Consider the following 24,702-nt stretch of genomic DNA (forward strand, 5'->3'; position numbering starts at 1 on the left):
TTTTTTTTTTTTTTTTTTTTTTTTTTTTTTTTTTTTTTTTTTTTTTTTTATTTTCTATAAATAAACCTTTAGTAAACTAAGATCTGATTACTCTTTTCTTTCCTCACGTGGAGGTCTTGGCAAAAGTGCTTTTCTAGATACTTTCTCTTTACGAGTTTTAGGATCCATTCCTAGGTATTTAATTTGGAAAGTATCTCCCATATTAACTACATCAGCAACATTTTCTGTACGTTCCCATGCTAGTTCCGATACGTGAAGTAAAACTTCATTTCCTGGCGCATCTAGGTATTCAACTACTGCACCAAAATCTAGCATTTTGATAACTTTCACATCATATGACTCATTCATTTGAGGCTTGAAAGTGATCGATTTAATTTTAGCCAATACTGCTTCAATTCCAGCAGGATCTGTTCCTAAAATTTCGATTACTCCTTCTTCTGTAATTGGATCTTCATTGATAACAATCGTTGTTCCAGTAGCTTTTTGTAATTCTTGAATTACTTTTCCACCAGGTCCGATTAAGGCACCAATGAATGCATTTGGAATTCTTCTTGTTATGATTTTTGGAGCGTATGCTTTAACATCTTCTTTTGGAGCAGCAAGAGTTTCGATTAATTTTCCAAGGATATGCAAACGTCCATCACGAGCTTGCGCTAATGCTGCCTCCATAATCTCATACTTCAATCCGTCAATCTTGATATCCATTTGGCAAGCTGTAATTCCTACTGAAGTTCCAGTTACTTTAAAGTCCATGTCTCCTAAATGATCTTCATCACCAAGAATATCAGACAATACAGCAAAACGTTCACCATCAGTAATTAATCCCATTGCAATTCCAGAAACGGGACGAATCATTTGAATACCAGCATCCATTAAGGATAATGTTCCAGCACAAACGGTTGCCATAGAAGATGAACCATTCGATTCTAATACTTCAGATACCACACGAATTGTATAAGGACAATCAGCAGGAATCATGTTCTTTAATGCTCTTTGCGCTAAGTTTCCGTGACCTACTTCTCTTCTTGAAGTACCTCTTAAAGGACGTGCTTCACCGGTTGAGAAAGGAGGGAAGTTATAATGTAAGTAGAATTTTTCTTCACCTTGTTCTGATGGAGAGTCAATTTGGTTTGCTTCTCTAGAAGTTCCTAAAGTTGCCGTTGCCAATGCTTGAGTTTCTCCACGTGTAAACAATGCTGATCCGTGTACAGATGGTAAATAATCTACTTCACACCAGATTGGTCTGATTTCTGTAGTTTTTCTTCCGTCTAAACGTGTTCCTAAATCTAAGGTTACGTTACGAACTGCTTCTTTGTTTGTTTTCTTGAAGTATTTAGAAACTAAATCTCCGTTTTCTGCCAATTCTTCTTCAGTAAATAAAGCTTTCACCTCTTCTTTTACCTCTTCAAATGCTGCTGTACGTTCTTGTTTTGCTGAACCTTTGCTAGCAATAGCATAAATTTTATCGTAAGATGCCGCTTTTACTTTTGCATAAATAGCTTCGTCTTCTCTTTCTCCTTCGTAAGTACGAACTTCTTTTTTGCCAAAAGCAGCTTGCAAACGCAATTGAGCTGAGATTTGGTTTTTAATGTGTTCGTGTGCAAATTTAATGGCTTCAAGCATTTCTGCTTCTGAGATCTCTTTCATCTCTCCTTCTACCATCGCAATTGAATCCATAGAAGCTCCAATCATCATATCTATATCAGATAATGCTAATTGTGCACGACTTGGATTGATGATGAATTTACCATCAATTCTTCCAACTCTAGCTTCAGAAATTAAAGTTTCAAAAGGAATGTCAGATAAAGCTAATGCTGCTGATGCTGCTAAACCTGCTAATGCGTCTGGCATTACATCTTCATCATAAGACATTAATTGAATCATCACTTGAACTTCAGCATGGTAATCTGATGGGAAAAGTGGACGCAATACACGGTCTACTAAACGCATGGTTAGTACTTCGTTATCACTTGGACGCGCTTCTCTTTTGAAAAAACCACCAGGAAAACGTCCTGCCGCTGCAAATTTTTCACGATAATCTACCGTAAGCGGCAAAAAGTCGATACCTGGACTTGCTTTTCTTGAGGATACTACTGTTCCTAAAATAACAGTTTTCCCTATTCTTACTACTACAGATCCATCTGCTTGTTTGGCTAGACGACCCGTCTCGATTGTGATGTTTCTGCCATCACCTAAATCGATACTTTCTACAAATAATTGTGGAATCATAAATTTAATTTATTAGTTAAACATGGGTTCTAGTTGTGTTGTAGTTGTTGTTTTGCGTAGTTAATGCCTAAAACCCAATGAAAAACCAAACTTTTTTTATTCATCATCACAAAATCATGATGACTTTTCGGTGTAGTCTTGATTCTAATCCCTTTTGTGTCAGGACTGCAATAAAATCATTTGACTGTAAATTATAAAATAAAAAAAGAGGCACTTTCGCACCTCTTTTCTATTGATTATTTTCTGATATTCAATACTTTGATAATTTCACGGTATCTGTTGATTTCTGTTTTCTTCAAATAATCCAACAAAGATCTTCTTTTACCTACTAGCAATACTAATGAGCGCTCTGTGTTATAATCATGACGATTTTTTTTCAAGTGCTCAGTCAAATGGCTAATTCTGTAAGTGAACAAAGCAATTTGAGCTTCGGATTTTCCAGTGTTTGTTTTTTCTCCGTGTTTAGCGAAGATTTCTTCTTTAATCTCTTTAGTTAAATACATTCCAATATTTGTTTAATGATTTTTATGTATGTCTTACATCTATTATAAGACGAGTGCAAAAGTACTATTTATTTTTTAAAACTAAAATTAAACTTTTAAAAGTTTTTAAAAACTTTATATTCAGGTGTTTAATACTAAGGCACTTTAACCGTTATGGGCAATGCATAGAAAAATCGAATAGGAATTCCTCTTATTTTACCGGGAATCCAATTTTTGGCCCCCTTTATAATTCGTAGCGCTTCTGCACCGGTTCCAAATCCTATATCACGAATTATCTTAGTTTCTACTAATTTTCCTTCTAGATCTACAATAAACGTTAAATATATTTTGCCACTTAGACCTTGTATATTTGGTGTTTTAAAGTTTCTACCTACGTATTTATAAAAATCATTAATACCCGTTTTAGGAGTTGGTTTTTGTCTAACTTCAGTGTAAGTATATTGAATATTATTATCATCAGTACTGGTGCCTGTTATCAATTTACCATTTTCGTACTCCTCTTGAAATGTAATTTTTGGATGGGATGAATTTCCGGTCCAAACGCCATGTTTATATCCATTCTTGATTTCACCTTTTTCATAAACGGAATTCTTGTGTTCAATGCCTTCACTGTCATTTTCAATTAATGCATCGTACATTCCATTGCCATCTATAATTTGATGTAAGTTATTGGAATCCCAATATTGCACTAGTTTTTCAACACTTTCGTTTTTGATTTTATCAAAAGTAATGTCCTTCTCAAATTGTAAAACTCCATTGTCGTACCATTGAAATTGTTTTCCTTCTAAATGGGAATCATTATAATTCGAAATCTGTTTTTTGGTACCATTCTCGTAAAATGTCACTGCAGTACCATCCAATCGTATTCTGTCTCTATCTTTTGTGGTCCCTGTTAATGCTACTTGACCAGATTTGTAATACTCTGAAAATTGGTACTCTTTTTTTTCTACATAGTATTCCTTCACGGTTCTTATGAATTTGTAATTAACTTCTTCGCTAATATTGCCTAAGGAATCAATGTAGAATGCTGCGTCTTTATTTTCTTGGCCAAATGAAGGTGTTAAAATAAATAAAAGGAGCAAATTAATAAAGTGATATTTCATAGTTGGATGCTTGTACTAATTTTGTCAGTCAGTTTAATACAATTTTGATATTTCTGCACAAACAAACTCTAAAAATCGTTCGTCTTCAGCAGTAAAAGGATCTAAGACGTGGCTGTCAATGTCTATTTGACCAATATTTTTACCGTCTACAAATAATGGGACAACAATTTCTGATTTCACGGTAAAACTACACGCGATATAGTTGTCTTGAGCTGCAACGTCGGGAACTACAAAGTTTTCATTAGAAACTGCTACTTGTCCGCAAATTCCTTTTCCAAAAGGGATAACGGTATGATCGGTTTCAGCACCCACATAAGGCCCTAAATGCAATGTTTTGGTATCGTGATTTGCAAAATAAAATCCAACCCAATTGTAATAGTCAATAGAGTTGCTTAATAGCTCACAAATAGAGAGTAGTTTTTCGTCTCTTGAAAGTGTTGTATTTAATGTGATTTCGGTTACTTTTGGTTGTAATTCTTGAAATGTCATATTTTTAAATTTTTATTTATGCAAAAGTATTTAAAGCCAGTTTCAAAAATTACATAAATTTGTTAAAAAATAGATCTTGAAAAAATATTTTATTCTCTACAAACCCTTTTTGCTTTTTCTGGCATCCTTTTTTTTAACGTATATAGTCCTGACTGTTTGCTATCAGCAGTATCTCAATAGTTTTGAAGAGAATAAAGTTGATGGTATTACCAGATTGGTTAGTGAGAATACAGAACAACTATTGCTACTCTTCGATGAAGGTTCCTCAATAGTAGAAAGTGATTCGCACCCTTACATTAAACTATTTTTCAATCAAAAATATGTTGCGAGAATCGTAGAAGGTTGTAATGCAACTAGCGTAATTATTTTATTCATCTCATTTGTAATTGCTTTTTCTGGAAAATTAAAAACGACACTGTTTTTTATTTTTGGCGGTAGCCTTCTTATTTATGTTTTGAATGTAATGAGAATAGCAGCTCTGAGTGCGCTTATTTTTTATTTTCCAAAACAAGAGCCATTTCTGCACGGAGTTCTGTTCCCTTTGTATATTTATGGTGTAGTTTTTATTTTGTGGTTAATTTGGGTTCGTAAATTTTCAAGATATGCTTCAAAAGATACTAAATAACAAACTGAGGTTCGTGAAATTTCTTTTTTTGGTTGTATTATTAGTGCTTGTTCGCGCTTTTGAAAATCAGTTGTTCTATGATCCTTTTCTTGATTTTTTCAAAAAAGATTTTACGATGTTAAGGTTACCATATTTTGATTCAACACAATTATTTTCAGGTCTATTGTTTCGTTATACATTGAATACAACTGTTTCATTAGGAATTATTTATGTCCTTTTCAAAGATGTAACGATGGTCAAATTTGCCTTCATACTGTATTATTTTTTCTTCTTGATTTTAATAGTTACTCTTTTTTGTGTTATCAATCTAGATAGAGAAAGCAATAATTTGCTTTTATTTTATGTTCGTAGATTCTTGATTCAGCCTATTTTTGTTTTATTATTTATTCCCGGATTTTATTATCAAAAACAAAAAAATTGACTCCTTTTTTCTTTAGAATAAGCCAATTTAAATTGTTTTGGATGATACTTTTTTTTAAAATCTTAAATAGTAAAGTATTCATTCCATGCAATTTTAAGGTTGTGAATTTTCATAAAAATTATTTTTTTTAAGGTATTAATTGCTAATTTTGCAACGTGAAACAAACCAAACAGATCTGTATTTTTCTCGCTTTTTTCATATTGTTTTCCAATATGGGATTCGCATTTAATATTCGTTATTGCGGTAACGATATTACTTCGGTTACCCTGAAAACGCCTGCTCACGATCAGAATTTAGAAAAAGATTGTTGTGGAGTTGTTGAAAAAAAATCACATTGTTGCAAAGATAAAGAGGTTAAATTTCAAAAGAAAACAGATGATTTAATTCAAAAAATAGTCTCTTTTCATTTGGATTTTATATTTCTAACGAATGAATGGAATCCTTCAATGTTTTCATTTGTTTCAAATTTTAAAAAAGAACCATTTACTTCGTATTACTGCGATGCAAATGCGCCTCCTTTTTTTAAGTTATACCACCAATATATTTTCTACGCGTAGTTTCAATGTTTCTACAAAAGTTAAATCACGTTTTTTGTGATTCTATATTTTTTAAAACATTAAAAATCAATAATGAAAAAACAAATTTCAATACTTTTATTGTTCTTATTTTGTAGTTTTAATTCGTTTTCGCAAGATACTTTGCAAGAGATTAAAGTGCAGAATGACCGTAAAAGTTTAAAAAAATCATATAGCCTTACGGCAAATACGACTACTCTCACAAGCAAAGAATTGCTCAAAGCTGCTTGTTGTAATCTGGCAGAAAGTTTCGAAACCAATCCTTCAATTGATGTCAATTTTTCGGACGCATTGACGGGAACGAAACAAATAAAAATGCTAGGATTAACGAGTCCTTATCTAATGATTACGGAGGAGAATATTCCTTCGGTACGTGGTGCTTCTCAAGCCTACGGATTGTCCTTTACCCCGGGAACTTGGGTAGAAAGCATTCAAATTACCAAAGGTGCTGGAAGTGTTGTTAATGGGTACGAAAGTATTTCGGGACAAATTAATACTGAATTAATAAAGCCAATCAGTGATATTCCATTTTTTTTGAATTTCTACGGTGCGACAGATTCTCGTTTTGAATTAAATACTCATTTCAACAAAAAGATTTCTGAGAAGTGGAGTAGTAGTTTGTTCCTGCATGGAAACACAAGAGTTTCAAAAAATGATATGAACGACGATGGTTTTCTTGATAATCCGTTGGCCAAACAAATTAATGTTCTAAACCGTTGGCAATACACCAATGCCGAAAAAGGATGGGTAAGTTTCATCAATTTCCGGTATATGAATGATCAAAAACAAACGGGAGAATTAAATTTTGATCCAGATAAAGATAAGGGAACAACTAATTATTGGGGCTCCGAAATCAATACTGAACGTATGGATGTTTCCACTAAAGTAGGATATGTTTTTCCGGATATGCCCTATCAGAGTATTGGTTTTCAGAATGCTTTCAATAGTCATGATCAAAAGTCGTATTTTGGTTTAAACCAATATAATATTAAACAAAAAAGTTATTACTCGAACCTAATTTTTAATTCGATTATCAATAATACGAAGAATAAATTCTCAACGGGTTTGAACTTTACGTATGATAAATACGGGGAATTTGTCAATGTGAATGATTACAGCAGAATTGATAACTCGGTGGGTGCTTTTTTTGAATATACATATGATAATACGGATAATTTTAGCGTAGTTCTTGGCGGTAGAATAGACAATCATAATCGTTTGGGGATTTTTGCTACGCCAAGATTACATGTGCGATACAATCCTTGGGAGAAAGGAGTTTTGCGATTTTCAGCAGGAAGAGGGAAACGAAGCGCTAATGTTTTTGCCGAAAATCAACAGCTTTTAGCAAGTTCAAGAACCTTTGATTTTTTAGATACCAAAGGTAAAATATACGGTTTAAATCCTGAAATTGCATGGAATTACGGGTTGAGTTTTATGCAGGGTTTTTTACTTTTTGGCAAAAGTGCTGATGTTGGTTTTGATTTCTACAGAACCGATTTTCAAAATCAAGCGGTTGTTGATGTGCTACAAAGTCCGCAACAGGTTTTGTTTTATAACTTAAAAGGAAAGTCGTATGCGAATAGTTTGCAAGTAGAATTTAATTATGAGTTGAAAAAGCGTTTTAATTTGCGAACAGCCTATAAATTCTATGACATTCAAACTGATTATTTGTCAGGAACCTATCAAAGGCCGTTGCAGGCAAAACATCGTTTCTTTGGGAATTTAGGATATGAAACTCCTGTTTTAGATAAGGGAAAACAATGGAAGTTTGATTACACGTTGAATTGGCTAGGAAAACAGCAATTGCCTACTACTATAACCAATCCAGATGTAGACAGGTTGCCTGAATTTTCGCCGTCATTTTCTGTGATGAATATACAGGTGACTAGAACTTTTTCTTCTACTTTTGAAATGTATATTGGTGGAGAAAATATTGGAAATTACAAACAGGAAAATGTTATACTGGGTAATGAAAACCCATTTGGACCTACTTTTGATGCGTCAATAGTTTATGGTCCAGTTTTTGGACAAATGTATTACACGGGTTTGCGATTTAAAATTAAATAATCTTAAAAAAAATAAAGGATGAAAAATATTATAGTTGGAGTTTTATTGGTATTTGCCGTATTTACAAGCAGTGCACAAGAAGTAAAAAATAAGAATGCAAAGATTGAATTTCATGTGAGTGGAAACTGTGAAATGTGTAAAAAAAGGATCGAAAAAGCGGCATTGAGTGTTTCGGGAGTAAAGTCCTCAGATTGGCATATGGACTGCGGTACGCTTTATTTAATTGTAAACGAGCAGAAAACAGATGTAACAACAATTCAAAAAGCGATTGCAGCTGTAGGCCACGACACTAGAGAATTTAAAGCCTCGAAGGAGGTTTATGATGGTTTGCATTCCTGCTGTCAATATGATCGGAAATAATGTGGTAAACCAAAGTGAAAGCTTTGGTTTTTTTATGGGTGTTTTGTAGTGACTTTTTTAGCGTCGCTACCCTTAGATGAAAGTGAAAGGAACTTATATAGTTTGGAGTGCTATTAATTTTTTGTGAGCAGTAATTTTAGACTTTAAAAAATGTAGCGTTATTATAGTTCATTTAAATAGTTAATAAAACTTTAAAATAGTTTCATAAATTGTGGTTAAGATATATTATCCGTACTTTCACGAACGAATAATTGTAGCATAAAACCCCCTAGAATGAGCGATTTTGATTGGAAGAATTTGATTGACCCACTTTTTTATATTCATTTTGATATTAATGGAATTAAATTGGGAATTTATATAGTTTTATTTATTGTCTTTGCCGAAACTGGTCTTTTTGCAGGTTTCTTTTTGCCAGGTGATAGTTTGTTGTTTTTGGCAGGAATCTACAATAGAGATTTAATTGAAAATATTTTATTCATCGAAAATGATTTTATTAATGTCGCTCTTTTAGCAACATTTGTAGCATTATCAGGTATTTTAGGTAATGTTGTTGGTTATTGGTTTGGTTCAAAAAGTGGCTATTATTTGTACAACAAGCAAGATAGTTTTTGGTTCAAAAGAAAATATTTGGTTCAGTCCAAAGATTTTTTCGAAAAATATGGTGGTAAAGCCATTATTTTCGCTCGTTTTCTTCCAATATTTCGAACTTTTGCGCCTATAGTTGCTGGAATCGTTTCTATGGATAAACAGAAGTTTATGTTTTACAATATCTTAAGTTCCTTTATTTGGTCATTTACACTGATTTTCGCAGGGCATTATTTATATGGCTTTTTACTAGAAAATTATCAAATCGATTTAAAAGAACACATCGAACTTATTGTTATTGCACTTGTCGCCATAACAGTTTTACCAGTAATTTACAAGTTTAGTAAAAGATCTAAGGTTCAAGAATAGAGTAAATTCAAAGCGTAAAAAAACCGTCTCAATATTATTGAGACGGTTTTTTTAGGACTAAAAGAAAATGGAATTACATCATTCCTGGCATACCACCACCCATTGGGTGTCCACCGCCATTATCTTCTTTAATATCAATCAAAGCACATTCAGTAGTCAATATCATTCCAGCAACCGAAGCTGCGTTTTCTAATGCTACACGAGTAACTTTTTTAGGATCAATGATACCCGCTGCAAGCATATCAACATACTCGTCTGTTTTGGCATTGTATCCAAAATCACCTGAACCTTCAGCAACTTTAGCAACAACTACAGAACCTTCAAGACCTGCATTTTCAACAATAGTTCTCAATGGAGACTCTACCGCACGAGATACAATTTGAATTCCTGTTGCTTCATCAGCATTGTCAGCTTTAATACTGCTTAAAACATTTTTAGCTCTTAGTAAAGCAACACCACCTCCTGCAACAATTCCTTCTTCAACTGCAGCACGAGTAGCGTGAAGTGCATCATCAACTCTGTCTTTTTTCTCTTTCATTTCTACTTCAGAAGCAGCACCAACATAAAGTACAGCAACACCACCGGCTAATTTAGCCAAACGCTCCTGCAATTTTTCTTTGTCATAATCAGAAGTAGTCGCTTCCATTTGACCTTTAATTTGGTTCACACGATTTTTAATCATTTCCGCTTCACCAGCACCACTCACAATAGTAGTATTGTCTTTATCAATAGTTACTTTTTTAGAAGTACCTAACATTTCGATCGTGGTATTCTCTAAAGTGTACCCTCTCTCTTCTGAAATTACAGTTCCTCCAGTCAAGATAGCGATATCTTCTAACATAGCTTTTCTTCTGTCTCCAAAACCAGGTGCTTTTACAGCAGCAATTTTCAAGGCTCCACGCAATTTGTTTACCACCAATGTAGATAATGCTTCACCATCAACATCTTCAGCAATAATTAATAATGGTTTTCCAGATTGAGCTATTGGTTCAAGAACTGGTAATAACTCTTTTAAGGAAGAAACTTTTTTGTCATATAAAAGGATGTAAGGATTCTCCAATTCTACCTCCATTTTTTCTGAATTAGTCACAAAATAAGGAGAAAGATATCCTCTATCAAACTGCATTCCTTCTACAACATCAACATAAGTATCTGTTCCTTTTGCTTCTTCAACTGTAATTACACCTTCTTTTCCAACTTTTGCGAAAGCAGTAGCAATTAACTCACCAATTACTTCGTCATTGTTAGCAGAAATTGAAGCAATTTGTTTGATTTTTTCAGAATCACTTCCTACTACTTTTGCTTGTTTTGCTAAGTCAGCTACAATAGCTTCAACTGCTTTATCAATACCGCGTTTCAAATCCATTGGATTTGCCCCAGCAGCAACGTTTTTCAAACCTTCTTTTACGATAGCTTGCGCCAAAACAGTTGCAGTTGTAGTTCCGTCTCCTGCTAAGTCATTAGTTTTAGAAGCTACTTCTTTTACCATTTGAGCGCCCATGTTTTCCAATGGATCTTTCAATTCTATTTCTTTTGCAACTGTTACACCATCTTTAGTAACGTTTGGTCCACCAAAAGCTTTTCCAATAATTACATTACGACCTTTTGGTCCAAGAGTTACTTTTACTGCATTTGCTAATGCATCAACACCACGTTTTAATCCGTCACGTGCTTCAATATCAAATTTTATATCTTTTGCCATTATTTTTAGCTTTAGGCAGAAGGCTTTGGGCAATATGCTTGGCCAACCTGCAGTTATTTTTTTTATTTTTTTTGTTTAAAGCTTATCGCTTAATGCCTTTTTTAAATTGTAGATTTTACTTTTTATAATATTAACCTCTTTTTCAAGATGTTCAAATAATTCGATGTCAATATATTTTAGATCTTTTGAAAGAATCAATAAATATTCTGTTTCACAAGCCGAGCCTAAGGCAATATTAAGAAATTGATTAAACTCTTTGTCACTGTTTCTGCCACATCCTTCACTAATGTTTGTTGGTATTGATGAAGATGCTCTACGAATTTGACTAGTTAAACCATATAATTCTTCTTTAGAAAAAACAGAAGTGATTTTATAGATTTCCAATGTAAAAGCGTGACTTTGTTGCCAAACCTCATATTTTTTGAAGTCTCTCATTTGCTTAAAGCGTATTGCCTATAGCTTAAAGCTATATTATTGCTAAAATATCGTCTTCACGCATGATCAAATAATCTTTTCCTTCCAGTTTTAATTCAGTACCAGCATATTTTCCGTAAAGAACAGAATCGCCAATTTTCACAGTCATTGTGTGTTCTTTTGTTCCGTTTCCAACAGCAACGACAGTTCCTTTTTGTGGTTTTTCTTTTGCTGTATCTGGAATAAAAATCCCTGAAGCAGTTTTTGTCTCTGCAGCAACAGGTTCGATTAGAACTCTGTCTGAAAGTGGTTTAATGTTTAAAGCCATGATTTTATATTTTTTTTAGTATTTATTTTTATTACAACAATATTTATTTCAGAAATTATGCCATCCTAATCAAACTGACATAATTTCTTATAAAAAATGCCAGCTTTGACAGGCTGGCATTTTAGAATATATTGTAATAATTTATTTTGTTGGATTTGCGGCTGCAGGTGTGTTTGTAGCAGGAGTAGCAGGCGTGTTTGTAGCTGGTGCTGCACTTCCTGTGTTTTCAATGATTTTAGAATCAGTATCACTTAATGTTCCTGTAAAGCTAAAGCTAGAAAGTAAAATAAGTGCTATTAATATAGTAGCTAATGTCCAAGTACTTTTATCTAAAAAGTCTGTTGTTTTTTGTACCCCACCTAACATTTGAGATCCACCTATAGTAGAGGATAATCCACCACCTTTAGGATTTTGAACCATGATAACCACGATTAATAGAAAACAAACTATAGTTATTAAAACTAAAAAAATTGAAAATGTGCTCATTGTTTAATTGTTATTATTATTTTGTAAAATCTTAATATCCGATATGCGGTCTGCAAAGAAACTACTTTTTTCTGGATATTTCAAAATTAATATTTCATATGCTTGAATCGCTTTTTGATATTTTTTTTGTTCTAAATACACTCTTGCTAAAGTCTCTGTCATCAAGAACGAAGTGTCTGTCGCATGTGATTCAAAAGTAATAGTGGAGGCAACGCCATGCTTAATTGGTGAGATCTTTGGACTTGCTTGAATGAATTTATCGATCAGTTTTAATTTCTTTCTTTTATCTTCATCATGTAAAGGGTATTCTGAAGGAGTTTGGATCTCTTTTTCTCTTTGAATAGGTTGTTTTCTCGAGAGTTGAAGCCATTCCTGAAAAGAATGTTGTTCACTTTTAGAGAAGTCTAACGGCTGACCAATGGACAATTTCTCTTCCGTGGATTTAGTTTGCTCATCGACTTGTATTGGAGTAGCCTCTTTTATCGAGGTAAGTATTGAACGTTCTATTGCGTTGATTTTTGTTTCCTGTTTAACTTCAGTAGCAATAATCTCGCTATCGACTACTTGTATATCGAGTATTTCTAATGCTTTTTTATCATATAGTCCCTTTTGAATAGAAGTAAACGTATCAGAAGTAATGAATTCAAATAGAACACTTCTATCGGTACTATATGCAGCAGTAGTTTTTAATGCTTCGTTGTATTTGTAGCTGTTTTGGTTGTAAAGCCCTTTTAATTGTATGGCTCTGGCACTTTGAAAATAAGGAAACTCATCGAGTACTTTTTCCAAAGCCTCCGTTTGCTTTTCTTGAGTAGCATCAGGTTTATTAATCAAATAGGTATAATCAGTTACATTCATAAAAGCTAGTAGCATTTTTAGTTATTCGTTAATTTGTTATTTTATTAAACGAATCAATATTTTATTTACCATTTTGCAAGCGACTCATTAAAGATATCTTGCGTTATTCTTTCAAAAATATCTTTCAAAGCACTATTCAAAGTAGCGCCCGTCAATTGTTGTTCTGCAGGATAATCGTAGAAAAAGGTAAATGGTTTTTCAAAGTCATCTGTTTCTTTTTTCTTATTTGTAAAACGAACATTAACCCGAATAGTCAAACGATTTTGAGCTGCTTGTTGATCAGCAGTTGCTGTCATTGGACTTATTCTATAATCCACAATCTCACCTTCATATGTTAAATCTGCACCATTTTTGACTAAGTTTAAATTAGTTTGGTTTTGAATTAAATCTTGGAGTTCTAATGTAAATGTTCTGTCGATTCCGGGTTCAATTAGCTCAGCATTATTCTGAAAAAAACCAACTTGAAATGTGTCAGCGTCAATTTTGCCTGTCCCTGTAAAATTGTATACAGAACAACTGTTTATACCAAATATAATTATGGAAAAAAGAATAAATTTTATAAGCTTCATTTTCTGTTTTAATTTACTTCTCCAACGTGCTACTACTTTTGTCAAAGATATTCATTTTGTGTTTAAGCCTCTTGCTATTTTTTTGAAAAGGCTACAAATCGAATTGTTTGATTTTGCGATACAAGGTTCGTTCAGAAATACCCAATTCATCTGCGGCAGCTTTTCGTTTACCTTTGTTTTTTTCTAATGATTTTTTAATCATTTCGATTTCTTTTTGTTCTAAACGTAACGTTTCTTCTTCCTCGATGGTTTCTGCAAAAAGATAATTATCCTCATGTTCTTGATAACGCTCTTTATTATTCTGTTTTGTTGAGATTAACGATGAACCAGGTTCTTCCTCAAAATCGATCTCGCTATCGTTTTCTTTGGAACCATATATTTTTTTTATCAAATTTTGATTGGTCTCTTGCACTTTCGAGCTTCCGTTTTGAATTAATTCCAGCGTTAATTTTTTTAGATCATTCAAATCACTTTTCATGTCAAAAAGCACTTTGTATAGAATTTCTCTTTCTGTTGAGAAATCATTTTTACTTTTCTTGTCTTTAATGACTGACGGAAGGTTGCTGCCTTGCTCTGGTAAGTAAGACTGAAGTGTGGTTGTAGTTATGTCACGATTCGTTTCTAAAACAGAGATTTGCTCGGCTACATTACGCAATTGTCTAATATTTCCGCTCCAACGGAATTTTTGCAGCAGCTCAATCGCATTTTCATCCAGTTTCAATGGAGGCATTTTATATTTATGCGCAAAATCAGCAACAAATTTCCTGAATAACAAATGAATATCTTCTTTGCGATCCCGCAAAGGAGGTAAAGTAATATCCACAGTACTCAAACGATAATATAAATCCTCACGGAATTTTCCTTTTTCTATGGCATCGAATAAATTAACATTGGTTGCCGCTACAATGCGAACGTCAGTTTTTTGAACCTGTGAAGAACCTACTTTTATAAATTCGCCATTTTCAAGAACACGTAATAAGCGCACTTGTGTGGTTAATGGTAATTCGCCCACTTCATCTAGAAAAATTGTTCCGCCGTCAGCCACTTCAAAATAACCTTCACGAGTGCCTGTTGCTCCAGTAAAAGCTCCTTTTTCATGTCCGAAGAGTTCACTGTCAATCGTGCCTTCTGGAATGGCTCCACAGTTTACAGCAATGTACTTCCCATGTTTTCTATGTGAAAGGGAATGAATAATTCTGGGAATATTCTCTTTTCCAACTCCGCTTTCTCCAGCTACCAATACAGTGATATCAGTAGGAGCGACCTGAATGGCTTTTTCTATCGCACGATTAAGCTTCGGGTCATTCCCGATAATCTCAAATCGTTGTTTTATGTTTTGAACTGATTCCATTTTGTTTTGTTTAAAGTTTTCTTTGTTTCAAGTTTCAAGTTATCGAGAGAACTTAAAACCTGAAACTTGAAACAAACTTTTTCTTAATTCATCTCACTCAACCCAACGGCTTCTCCTTTTAAAGTTCCGCTGGTGCAAGAAGTGATTCTCACATTTACAAAATCCCCAATTTTATAATTCTCCTTTGGAAAAACCACCGTAATACTTTGCGAATTTCTTCCTGAAAATTCCTCAGTTGATTTTTTTGAAACTTTTTCTACCAAAACTTCTACCGTTTGTCCAATGAATTCTTCACTACGAAACCAAGCATGTTTTTGTTGTAAATCGACAATTTCCTGCAATCTTCTTGCTTTGGTTTCTTCAGGCACGTCATCATCCATTTTTCTTCCTGCCAATGTTCCAGGACGTTCTGAGTATGAATACATATAACCAAAATTATATTTCACATATTCCATTAAACTCAACGTATCTTGATGGTCTTCCTCTGTTTCTGTAGGGAAACCGGTAATCATATCTTGCGAAATAGAGCAATTTGGAATAATAGTTCTAATTTTATAAATCAAAGTCATGTACTCCTCGCGCGAATGCAAACGGTTCATTTCTTTTAGAATTCTATTACTTCCAGATTGAACTGGCAAGTGAATGTGTTTGCAAATATTAGGATGTTTCGCAATTACGTGTAAAACACTTTCGTGCATGTCTTGTGGGTTTGAAGTCGAGAATCGGATGCGCATTTTGGGGAAACCAACCGCAACCATTTCGAGTAATTGATCAAAATCTACTGCCGTTGCTTTTTGCATTTCGGACGCATTTTCAAAATCCTTCTTCAATCCGCCACCATACCACAAATAACTATCTACGTTTTGTCCCAAAAGCGTAATTTCCTTAAAACCTTTGTCCCACAAATCCTGAATTTCGGACATGATACTTTGCGGTTCGCGGCTGCGTTCACGTCCGCGTGTAAAAGGCACCACGCAAAACGTACACATATTATCACAACCACGCGTGATTGAAACCAAAGCGGTAATGCCATTACTCATCAATCGAACGGGAGAAATGTCACCATAGGTTTCGTCTTTAGACAAAATCACGTTAATCGCATCGCGACCTTCTTCGACTTCTTGCAAAAGGTTTGGTAAATCTTTGTAGGCATCGGGCCCTACAACAAGGTCTACTATTTTTTCTTCTTCTAGGAATTTGTCTTTCAAACGTTCTGCCATGCAACCCAAAACACCCACTTTCATCTTGGGATTAATACGTTTTACAGCATTGTATTTTTCTAAACGTTTGCGTATCGTTTGCTCCGCTTTATCGCGAATGGAACACGTATTTACTAAGACCAAATCGGCTTCTTCTAAAATTTGAGTGGTATTATAACCACCATTTGATAAAATGGAGGCTACAATCTCGCTATCCGAAAAGTTCATTGCGCAGCCGTAACTCTCGATAAAGAGCTTTTTAGTATTTTCAGGTTTATTCTCTAGAACAAGGCTCTCACCTTGTTTACTTTCTTCAATGATCTTTTCCATTATGTATTTTCAAAGGACAAAGATAACGCAATTCAAATAAATATGACAAGATGTCAGATTAAGAATTAACACTATTTTAAGGCATTTTTTCTAGGGAGCTATTTACTTCGTCGGTACGATTCGCTAGTGTCCCACTTTTCGTTGCAATCTTTTTATTTGCCGAAAAGGTAAATAAAAAAGGATTTTCACTGCAAATGAAATTCACTGAACTCCAACTAGAATAAATGTATTGTGAAGTAATCGGGGCTAAAAAAACTTCCCTTGACCGAATCATTTCTTTATAAATCGAAGCGTAATAGTTTTATAATTGAATTCAAAATCTCAATATTTAAAAAAAATAGATACTTTTGTCCCAGAAAAATAGAGCAATGGCAAAGAATTTAGTTATAGTTGAGTCCCCTGCAAAGGCAAAAACAATCGAGAAATTTCTAGGAAGTGATTTTCAAGTGGAGTCTAGTTACGGGCACATTGCCGACTTGCCATCCAAAGAAATTGGTGTAGATGTGGAAAATGGTTTCAAACCTAAATATGAAGTTTCAGCCGATAAAAAAGCATTGGTTACCAAATTAAAAGGTTTAGCAAAAAAAGCGGAGATGGTTTGGTTAGCAAGTGATGAGGATCGCGAGGGAGAAGCTATTTCTTGGCATTTAGCGGAAGAATTAAATTTAAATCCAGCTAAAACTAAACGAATTGTTTTTCATGAAATAACTAAAACAGCAATTTTAAAAGCGATTGATAATCCACGTGAAATTGATTATAATTTAGTCAATGCGCAACAAGCGCGACGTGTTTTAGATCGATTGGTTGGTTATGAATTATCGCCTGTACTTTGGAGAAAAATCAAAGGCGGACTTTCAGCAGGACGGGTACAATCTGTTTCCGTTCGTTTAATTGTGGAGCGTGAAAGAGAGATTCAGAACTTTAAAGCTATCGCAACATATTCTGTGGTGGCAGAGTTTACTAACGAAGCTGGAAAGTCATTCAAAGCCAAACTGCCTAAAAATTTCAATACCAAAAAAGAAGCTGAAGATTTTTTAAATAAAAATGTAGGTTCTACATATAAGGTAGCCGACCTAGAAACGAAGCCGACAAAAAAATCACCAACGGGTCCATTTACAACTTCGACTTTACAACAAGAAGCGGCGAGAAAATTGTATTTGCCTGTTGGAATTACCATGCAACTCGCACAGCGTTTGTATGAAGCCGGTCTTATTACCTATATGAGAACGGATAGTGTAAATTTATCTAAAGATGCGATGGAGGCTGCTCAGGCTGAAATTATCAAATCGTACGGAAAAGAGTTCTCTAAACCGCGAACATTTGTCAATAAAAGTAAAGGCGCACAAGAAGCACACGAGGCGATTCGTCCCACGGATATGTCCCGTCATACAGTAGATATCGACAGAGACCAAGCGCGTTTGTATGATTTGATTTGGAAAAGAACGCTTGCGTCACAAATGAGTGATGCGCAATTAGAACGTACTAACGTAAAAATTCAAGCAAATAATCACGACGAGATTTTCACGGCATCTGGAGAAGTGTTGCTTTTTGAAGGTTTCTTGAAAGTATATTTGGAAGGTCATGATGACGATGAAGAAGAGCAAGAAGGAATGTTGCCTGCAATGAAAGTCAACGAAAAATTACAAAATAATTACATTACTGCAACAGAGAGATATTCTCGTGCTGCTGCAAGATATACTGAAGCTTCTTTGGTAAAAAAATTAGAAGAATTGGGCATCGGTCGTCCTTCTACTTATGCGCCAACAATTTCTACTATTATCAACAGAAATTATGTTGAGAAAGGAAATTTAGATGGACAAGAGCGCAACTACACACAATTGATTTTGCAATCCGGAAAAGTAGGGGAGAAGTTATTGAAAGAAAATACGGGTTCTGATAAAGGAAAATTAGTTCCTACCGATATTGGAACGATTGTTACGGATTTCTTGGTAAAGAATTTCGGAAATATTTTAGACTATAATTTTACAGCAAAAGTAGAACAGGATTTTGATGAAATTGCAGAGGGGAATCTAGTTTGGTCAAAAATGATGCAGGAATTCTACGATCAATTTCACCCAAATGTAAAGGATGTCGAAGCCAATGCAGAACGAGAAAGTGGGGAGAGAATCTTGGGGACAGATCCTAAAACTGGAAAACCGGTTTCGGTACGTTTAGGGAAATTTGGCCCAATGGCACAAATCGGAGCTGCTGATGATGAGGAAAAAAAGTTTGCTAGTTTAATGAATGATCAGAACATAGGAAACATTACTTTAGAAGAAACTTTGAATCTATTTTTATTACCCAAAAATCTTGGGAATTACAAAGACGAAGAAGTTGAGGTAAGTAATGGGCGTTATGGGCCTTATATTCGCCATGGAGCTGCATTCGTTTCTTTACCAAAAGGCGAAAATCCACTAGATGTAGATTTTGATAGAGCAAAAGAATTAATTGATGAAAAAGCACTCGCTGATGCGCCGATAGCTGTTTACAAAGGCGAAGGAGTTCAGAAAGGAACTGGTCGTTTTGGTCCTTTTATTAAATGGAATGGTACTTTTATTAATGTAAGTAAAAAATATAATTTTGATAATTTGTCTCAAAGCGATATCGAAGCATTGATAGAAGATAAATTGCAAAAGAATATTGATAAGGTCTTACATAATTGGGAAGAGGAAGGGATTTTGGTTGAAAAAGCCCGTTGGGGACGTTCGGTTATAACCAAAGGAAAAATTAAAATCGAGTTAAGCAAAGATGTTGATGCTACTAAATTAACTTTGGACGAAGTTCAGGAAATGATCGCTAAGAAAACGCCTGCTAAAAAAGTAGTTGCTAAAAAAACACCTGCAAAGAAATCTGCAGCGAAGAAAGCTCCAGTAAAAAAAGCAGTGGCCAAAAAGAAATAAGAGAATCATAAATTGTAACAGCTCGACCTCCTTTTTTTAGAGATCTGAAAATTGGTAAGCGAGAGGTAAAAAAGAAGTAAAAATGGAATTTGATTTTCTAAAACCCGTAGACGATGAAATCCTTCATTATATTGATGGATTGACCTCTCAGCAATTAGGGCGTAAAATAGTATTGCATACAGAAAAGCAATTTCCAGATTTAAACAAAATTACAATTGCTTTCATTGGTGTATTAGAAAATAGAGGAGACAATAAAGCTTTGTCAGATGTTGATTTGCTGTCTTTTAGAAAAGAATTGTATAGTTTGTTTCCCGGAAATTGGGACGCATCGATTGCTGATTTAGGAGATATCCTAGCAGGTAATTCTGCTGAAGACACCTATTTTGCTGTAAAGAAAGTTGTTGCAAGTCTCATTAAGAAAAAAATTATCCCGATTGTAATTGGTGGTTCTCAAGATTTAACGTACGCTATTTATAGAGCGTACGATGATTTAGAACAAATGGTAAATTTAGTTGCTATAGATAATAAGTTTGATTTTGGTAAAGAGGAAGAGGAAGTTTCAGCATCTTCCTACTTGACAAAAATAATTGTAGAGGAGCCTAATAATCTTTTCAATTATTGCAATATTGGGTATCAAACGTATTTTAACTCGCAGGAAGAAATAGATTTGATTGAGAAATTATTTTTTGATGCCTACAGGTTGGGTGAGGTTTCCAATACAATTTCTATTTCGGAGCCTGTTTTTAGAGACGCTGATCTGGTGAGTATCGATTTAAATTCGGTTAAATCTTCGGATTCTGGTAATTTTAATTCGTTTGCACCAAATGGTTTCAATGGTAAAGAAATTTGTTCGCTTTCGCGGTATGCAGGGATAAGCGATAAAGTATCTTCGTTTGGTGTATTTAATCATAACAACTCAGTACAGGAATCTGTTCTTATTGCTCAGATCATTTGGTATTTTATAGAAGGGTTTCATTATCGTTCTAATGAGTATCCTTTTGGTAGTAAGGAAAATTACTTGAAATATATTGTTCCACTAGAGGATGAAGAGCTAATTTTTTATAAAAGTGATAAAACAGACCGTTGGTGGATAGAAATTCCATTTATTTCGAATGGTAGTAATAAATTGAAAAGAAATACGTTATTACCATGTTCCTATGAAGAATATTTATTAGCATGTAACCAAGAGTTGCCTGAAAGATGGTGGAAAGCACAACGAAAAAATACTTTGTAGGTGTTTTTTAAAATACAATTCATAAAAATTGTTAAAATACAATAAGGTTTTATAAACTAAATTGTATAAAATATATAAAAAATTAATTTTTGTGTTTTTTAGCGATTATTTTGTCATTTTGTCGAACAAATATTTCTTTTGTATTTTAATTAACATTAATTTTGAATTCAAAATAATTTCATTCCAAAAAATATTGTTTTATTAATAAATAATAAATAGGTTTACACACTTAAAAATAATGAATAGATAACCAAATTTATATGAAGAAGTTCATTGCATATACATCACTTTTAGCCGTTTTAATTGGCTGTGGTAAATCAGGCGACAAGGGAGAGTTAGTTGGTATTAACGGCGGGAAATGGCATCCTGAAAAGCCTTATGGGATGGCGTTAGTTCCAGGTGGATCCTTTATTTTGGGTAAGTCAGACAGTGATTTAGCTAATGTAGAAGATGCTCCAACAAAAACGGTTACTGTTCGTTCTTTCTACATGGATGAAACAGAAATCACCAATAGTGAGTACCGAGAATTTGTAGAATGGGTTAAAGATTCTACAATTAGAGTACGTTTGGCAATATTAGCTGATGAGAGTGGACAAACAGCCACTGATCCGAAAGCAAAAGGCAAAAATGCTGGAAGTATCGCTGATTTTGCATTCAACGATTCTGATCCTGAAAAAATGACCGCGTATGACAAATACATGTATGACAATTATTACAGTGTAGGAACTGCCGATGATCAATATGCTGGTAGAAAACTAAACAAAAAAGTAAAACTTATAAAAGATACTAAAAAATATCCTGATGCTGCTTACGCGGAAGTGATGGATTCCATGTATTTGCCTATTGAGGCATCGTACAACGGTTTAAGAACTGTTGATGTTAATAAATTAAAATTCCGTTATTCTTGGATGGATATTCAAGCTGCAGCCAAATCTAAGTCATCAAACCGTAAAGATTTCATCAGAACTGAAGAGGTTAAAGTATATCCAGATACTACTGTTTGGATCAAGGATTACGCTTATTCTTACAATGAGCCTATGCACAACGATTATTTTTGGCACAAAGCGTATGGCGATTATCCAGTGGTAGGTGTAAAGTGGACACAAGCACAAGCTTTTTGTCAATGGAGAACTTTGAAAAAAAATTCATATATTAAATCAAAAAAGAAGGGACGTGACTTTGTAAATGTTTTCAGATTACCAACCGAAGCAGAATGGGAATATTCAGCAAGAGGTGGTTTAGAATCTGCAACATATCCTTGGGGTGGTCCGTATACTAAAAACGATAGAGGGTGCTTTTTGGCTAACTTTAAACCTAACAGAGGTGATTATGCAGCTGATGATGCGTTGTATACCGTAGAAGCAAAATCTTATGAGCCAAATGGTTATAACTTGTATAATATGGCAGGGAATGTTGCTGAATGGACTAACTCATCGTATGATCCAAACGCTTATGAATACGTTTCATCAATGAATCCAAATGTACAGGATTATAAAAATCAAAGAAAAGTAGTTCGTGGCGGATCATGGAAAGATGTTGCTTATTTTTTACAAGTAAGTACACGTGATCATGAATATGCTGATTCTGCTAGGAGTTACATTGGTTTTAGAACCGTACAAGATTACATGGGATTACAAACTACTGGTAACAATAAAAAGAAAAAATAATAAACCCCTTTAATAATAAACCTACATTAAAAAAAAACTAAGATTATGGCATTACTAGGAAAAAAAGCAATGAATTTTGCATACGGTATGGGAGCAGCAATTGTTATTGTTGGAGCTCTTTTTAAAATAACACACTTCGAATTGGGTCCGTTAACAGGAACAGTTATGCTTTCTGTAGGATTGTTAACTGAAGCTTTTATTTTCGCACTTTCTGCTTTTGAACCAGTTGATGATGAATTAGATTGGACTTTAGTATATCCTGAACTTGCTAACGGTAAATCTGAAGGCACCAAGAAAGCTAAAGTTGAAACTCCTGCTGACACACAAGGTTTATTATCTCAGAAATTAGACGCAATGCTTAAGGAGGCTAAAATTGACGGCGAATTAATGTCAAGTTTAGGAAACAGTATAAAAAATTTCGAAGGAGCTGCAAAAGCAATTTCACCTACAGTAGATTCGATTTCAGCTACTAAAAAATACAGCGAAGAATTGTCTATGGCAGCTGCACAGATGGAGTCTTTGAATAGTTTATACAAAGTACAATTAGAAAGTGCTTCAAGAAATGCTGAAGCAAATAAAGAAATTGCTGAGAATGCAGGAAAATTGAAAGAACAAATGCAATCAATGACTGCAAACATCGCTTCATTGAACAATGTATATGGTGGTATGCTTTCTGCAATGGGTAACAAAGGATAATCAAATAATTAGTTTCGAACTATAAAATAATTAACAAACTAATTAGTAGAAAATATGGCAGGAGGAAAACTAACCCCTAGACAGAAGATGATTAACCTGATGTATCTGGTTTTTATCGCTATGTTGGCAATGAATGTTTCAAAAGAGGTAATATCAGGTTTTGGATTAATGAATGAAAAATTTGAAAGTTCAAATGTAAATTCAAAACAAAGCAATGATCAAATGCTTGCAGCCTTAGATACTAAAGCAGCTGAAGCTAAAGGAGAATTTGCAATAGCTGCTCAAACAGCGCATAAAGTTAAAGTAATCACTGATAATTTCTTTAATTATATAGCATCTTTAAAAGAGCAAGCAAGTAAAGGCTTTGTTGTCAATCCAGAAACTGGTAAACTTCCATACGAAGACATGGATAAAGGTGACAATATAGATGATTGGTTTACTGGAGAAGGTTACGGTAAAAAAGGAAACGAAATTATAGCAGCTATTAATCAGTACAAGGCTGATATGAAAACTGCTTTAGGAACTGATAAAAAGTATGCTTCAATTATTAGTGAAGTTGAAAGTAAATTTGACGTTTCGGATGTGAAAAATTCTGAAGGTTTAAAAGACAAGTATTTGTCTTACCACTTCAAAGGATTTCCAGCAATTGCATCGGTAGCAAAATTATCTACTTGGCAAAATGATATCAACAAAGCAGAGTCTGATGTGTACAGTATCGCTTTAGGAAAGGCGGCTGTAGCTGCTGCTTCTTACAGCAATTACCAAGCTATTGTTGTGTTAGATAAAAATGCCTATTTTCAAGGTGAAGCTGTAAAAGGTAAAGTTGTTTTGGGGCGTTATGATGAAAATACGAAACCAACTTCATTTTCAGGACCAGGGAAAATTGTTAATGGTCAAGCTGTTATAGCTTTGACTGCTGGTGGTGTAGGAGAACAAACTATAGGCGGACAATTTACTTTTGTTGAAGATGGTAAAACAGTTCCATTAAAGTTTGAAGGCAAGTATGTGGTTGTTCCAAGACCGAACTCTGCTACTATATCTGCGGATAAAATGAATGTGGTGTATAGAGGCGTTGTGAATCCAATCTCTATATCATTTGCAGGAATTGCTGATAAAGATGTTAATGCATCCGCTCCAGGTTTGACAAAAGTTGGAAATGGAAAATTTAGTATGAGTCCTCAAAGTGGAAACGAAGTAGTAATTAATGTTTCTGGTAAAATGGCTGATGGAAAGGTTGCTTCCGATAAAAAAGTGTTTAGAATCAAAGGTATTCCAGGTCCTACAGGAACTATTAGAGGTGAAACAGGAGTTGTTAAAGGTCCTAAATCAAATCTTGAAATAGCAACTATTGGTGCCAAACTGGAGGATTTTGATTTTGAAGTTGGCTTAAATGTTATCGGATTTAATCTTAAAGTTACTGGACAAGCTACAGTAGTAGTTCAAGGAAACAGATTAAATGCACAATGTAAGGCTGCATTATCTAAAGCTGGAAGAGGTGATCAAGTTACCATTTCTGAAATAAAAACTAAATTGGTAGGTGCTGGTAGTTATTTATTACCGAGAACTGCTCCAGTTATTTTTGAAATACAATAAATAAAAGTACGTTAATATTTTACCTACTTCAATAACTTATTATGATACC

General features: G+C 34.1%; 23 protein-coding genes. 11 read left to right on the forward strand and 12 right to left on the reverse strand.

Annotated features, from left to right (window positions below; translation table 11 throughout):
- Positions 1 to 87: 87 nt before the first annotated feature.
- The 4 genes from AC061C_RS00005 to AC061C_RS00020 all read right to left on the reverse strand — a co-directional run bounded on the left by AC061C_RS00005 (position 88) and on the right by AC061C_RS00020 (position 4,324).
- Positions 88 to 2,229: a polyribonucleotide nucleotidyltransferase gene (locus tag AC061C_RS00005; protein ID WP_478289515.1), complete on the reverse strand. Its 2,142-nt coding sequence runs from the start codon at positions 2,227 to 2,229 to the stop codon at positions 88 to 90.
- Between the two features lie 236 nt (positions 2,230 to 2,465).
- On the reverse strand, positions 2,466 to 2,732 hold the full coding sequence (gene rpsO, locus AC061C_RS00010; protein WP_121924099.1) for a 30S ribosomal protein S15: 267 nt from the start codon (positions 2,730 to 2,732) through the stop codon (positions 2,466 to 2,468).
- Positions 2,733 to 2,866: 134 nt separating this feature from the next.
- A complete protein-coding gene (locus AC061C_RS00015; RefSeq protein ID WP_478289516.1) occupies positions 2,867 to 3,835 on the reverse strand; it encodes an energy transducer TonB in 969 nt (322 codons plus the stop codon).
- Between the two features lie 33 nt (positions 3,836 to 3,868).
- Positions 3,869 to 4,324, reverse strand: coding sequence for an XrtF-associated fRMsr-like GAF protein (locus AC061C_RS00020; protein WP_417943585.1), 456 nt, complete (start codon positions 4,322 to 4,324; stop codon positions 3,869 to 3,871).
- 76 nt (positions 4,325 to 4,400) lie between these two features.
- Between AC061C_RS00020 and xrtF the strand changes: the two genes are divergently transcribed.
- The 6 genes from xrtF (at position 4,401) to AC061C_RS00050 (ending at position 9,326) form a co-directional block, all read left to right on the forward strand.
- Positions 4,401 to 4,949, forward strand: coding sequence for an exosortase family protein XrtF (xrtF, locus tag AC061C_RS00025; protein WP_478289517.1), 549 nt, complete (start codon positions 4,401 to 4,403; stop codon positions 4,947 to 4,949).
- Entirely contained in the window at positions 4,927 to 5,370 is a 444-nt protein-coding gene (locus tag AC061C_RS00030; RefSeq protein ID WP_478289518.1) for an exosortase F system-associated membrane protein, read from the forward strand. The genes xrtF and AC061C_RS00030 overlap by 23 nt, the downstream gene beginning before the upstream one ends.
- 155 nt (positions 5,371 to 5,525) lie before the next feature.
- Entirely contained in the window at positions 5,526 to 5,927 is a 402-nt protein-coding gene (locus AC061C_RS00035; RefSeq protein ID WP_478289519.1) for an HYC_CC_PP family protein, read from the forward strand.
- Between the two features lie 72 nt (positions 5,928 to 5,999).
- Complete coding sequence (locus AC061C_RS00040; protein ID WP_478289520.1) at positions 6,000 to 8,012, forward strand: TonB-dependent receptor plug domain-containing protein; 2,013 nt, start codon at positions 6,000 to 6,002, stop codon at positions 8,010 to 8,012.
- An 18-nt stretch (positions 8,013 to 8,030) separates the two neighbouring features.
- The gene (locus tag AC061C_RS00045; protein WP_478289521.1) at positions 8,031 to 8,372 is read left to right on the forward strand and encodes a heavy-metal-associated domain-containing protein; all 342 of its coding nucleotides are present in this window, start codon (positions 8,031 to 8,033) and stop codon (positions 8,370 to 8,372) included.
- A 273-nt stretch (positions 8,373 to 8,645) separates the two neighbouring features.
- Positions 8,646 to 9,326, forward strand: a complete 681-nt coding sequence (locus AC061C_RS00050; protein ID WP_309759995.1) for a DedA family protein — start codon at positions 8,646 to 8,648, stop codon at positions 9,324 to 9,326.
- A gap of 73 nt (positions 9,327 to 9,399) precedes the next feature.
- Here the strand turns inward: AC061C_RS00050 and groL are convergent, their stop codons facing one another.
- From groL to miaB, 8 genes are all read right to left on the reverse strand, one after another.
- Positions 9,400 to 11,028 carry a chaperonin GroEL gene (gene groL, locus AC061C_RS00055; protein WP_478289522.1) on the reverse strand — a complete coding sequence of 543 codons (1,629 nt, stop codon included), beginning with the start codon at positions 11,026 to 11,028 and terminating at the stop codon, positions 9,400 to 9,402.
- A gap of 75 nt (positions 11,029 to 11,103) precedes the next feature.
- Entirely contained in the window at positions 11,104 to 11,463 is a 360-nt protein-coding gene (locus AC061C_RS00060; protein WP_417950478.1) for a four helix bundle protein, read from the reverse strand.
- A 31-nt stretch (positions 11,464 to 11,494) separates the two neighbouring features.
- The gene (locus tag AC061C_RS00065) at positions 11,495 to 11,770 is read right to left on the reverse strand and encodes a co-chaperone GroES (protein ID WP_007137725.1); all 276 of its coding nucleotides are present in this window, start codon (positions 11,768 to 11,770) and stop codon (positions 11,495 to 11,497) included.
- Positions 11,771 to 11,911: 141 nt separating this feature from the next.
- On the reverse strand, positions 11,912 to 12,256 hold the full coding sequence (secG, locus tag AC061C_RS00070; protein WP_417970010.1) for a preprotein translocase subunit SecG: 345 nt from the start codon (positions 12,254 to 12,256) through the stop codon (positions 11,912 to 11,914).
- A gap of 3 nt (positions 12,257 to 12,259) precedes the next feature.
- Entirely contained in the window at positions 12,260 to 13,129 is an 870-nt protein-coding gene (locus AC061C_RS00075) for a tetratricopeptide repeat protein (protein WP_478289523.1), read from the reverse strand.
- Between the two features lie 50 nt (positions 13,130 to 13,179).
- Complete coding sequence (locus AC061C_RS00080; RefSeq protein WP_309760014.1) at positions 13,180 to 13,683, reverse strand: LptE family protein; 504 nt, start codon at positions 13,681 to 13,683, stop codon at positions 13,180 to 13,182.
- A 91-nt stretch (positions 13,684 to 13,774) separates the two neighbouring features.
- Complete coding sequence (locus tag AC061C_RS00085; protein ID WP_478289524.1) at positions 13,775 to 15,034, reverse strand: sigma-54 interaction domain-containing protein; 1,260 nt, start codon at positions 15,032 to 15,034, stop codon at positions 13,775 to 13,777.
- An 83-nt stretch (positions 15,035 to 15,117) separates the two neighbouring features.
- On the reverse strand, positions 15,118 to 16,563 hold the full coding sequence (miaB, locus tag AC061C_RS00090) for a tRNA (N6-isopentenyl adenosine(37)-C2)-methylthiotransferase MiaB (RefSeq protein WP_478289525.1): 1,446 nt from the start codon (positions 16,561 to 16,563) through the stop codon (positions 15,118 to 15,120).
- 368 nt (positions 16,564 to 16,931) lie between these two features.
- Between miaB and topA the strand changes: the two genes are divergently transcribed.
- The 5 genes from topA to porM all read left to right on the forward strand — a co-directional run bounded on the left by topA (position 16,932) and on the right by porM (position 24,653).
- Positions 16,932 to 19,463, forward strand: coding sequence for a type I DNA topoisomerase (gene topA / locus AC061C_RS00095; RefSeq protein WP_478289526.1), 2,532 nt, complete (start codon positions 16,932 to 16,934; stop codon positions 19,461 to 19,463).
- Between the two features lie 82 nt (positions 19,464 to 19,545).
- Entirely contained in the window at positions 19,546 to 20,697 is a 1,152-nt protein-coding gene (locus AC061C_RS00100) for a formimidoylglutamase (RefSeq protein WP_478289527.1), read from the forward strand.
- 260 nt (positions 20,698 to 20,957) lie between these two features.
- Positions 20,958 to 22,364: a T9SS ring complex lipoprotein PorK/GldK gene (porK, locus tag AC061C_RS00105; RefSeq protein WP_478289528.1), complete on the forward strand. Its 1,407-nt coding sequence runs from the start codon at positions 20,958 to 20,960 to the stop codon at positions 22,362 to 22,364.
- A gap of 45 nt (positions 22,365 to 22,409) precedes the next feature.
- The gene (porL, locus tag AC061C_RS00110; protein WP_417943600.1) at positions 22,410 to 23,060 is read left to right on the forward strand and encodes a type IX secretion system motor protein PorL/GldL; all 651 of its coding nucleotides are present in this window, start codon (positions 22,410 to 22,412) and stop codon (positions 23,058 to 23,060) included.
- Between the two features lie 54 nt (positions 23,061 to 23,114).
- The gene (gene porM / locus AC061C_RS00115) at positions 23,115 to 24,653 is read left to right on the forward strand and encodes a type IX secretion system motor protein PorM/GldM (RefSeq protein ID WP_478289529.1); all 1,539 of its coding nucleotides are present in this window, start codon (positions 23,115 to 23,117) and stop codon (positions 24,651 to 24,653) included.
- Positions 24,654 to 24,702: the final 49 nt, after the last annotated feature.

It is taken from the genome of Flavobacterium sp. GNP010 (assembly GCF_056428945.1).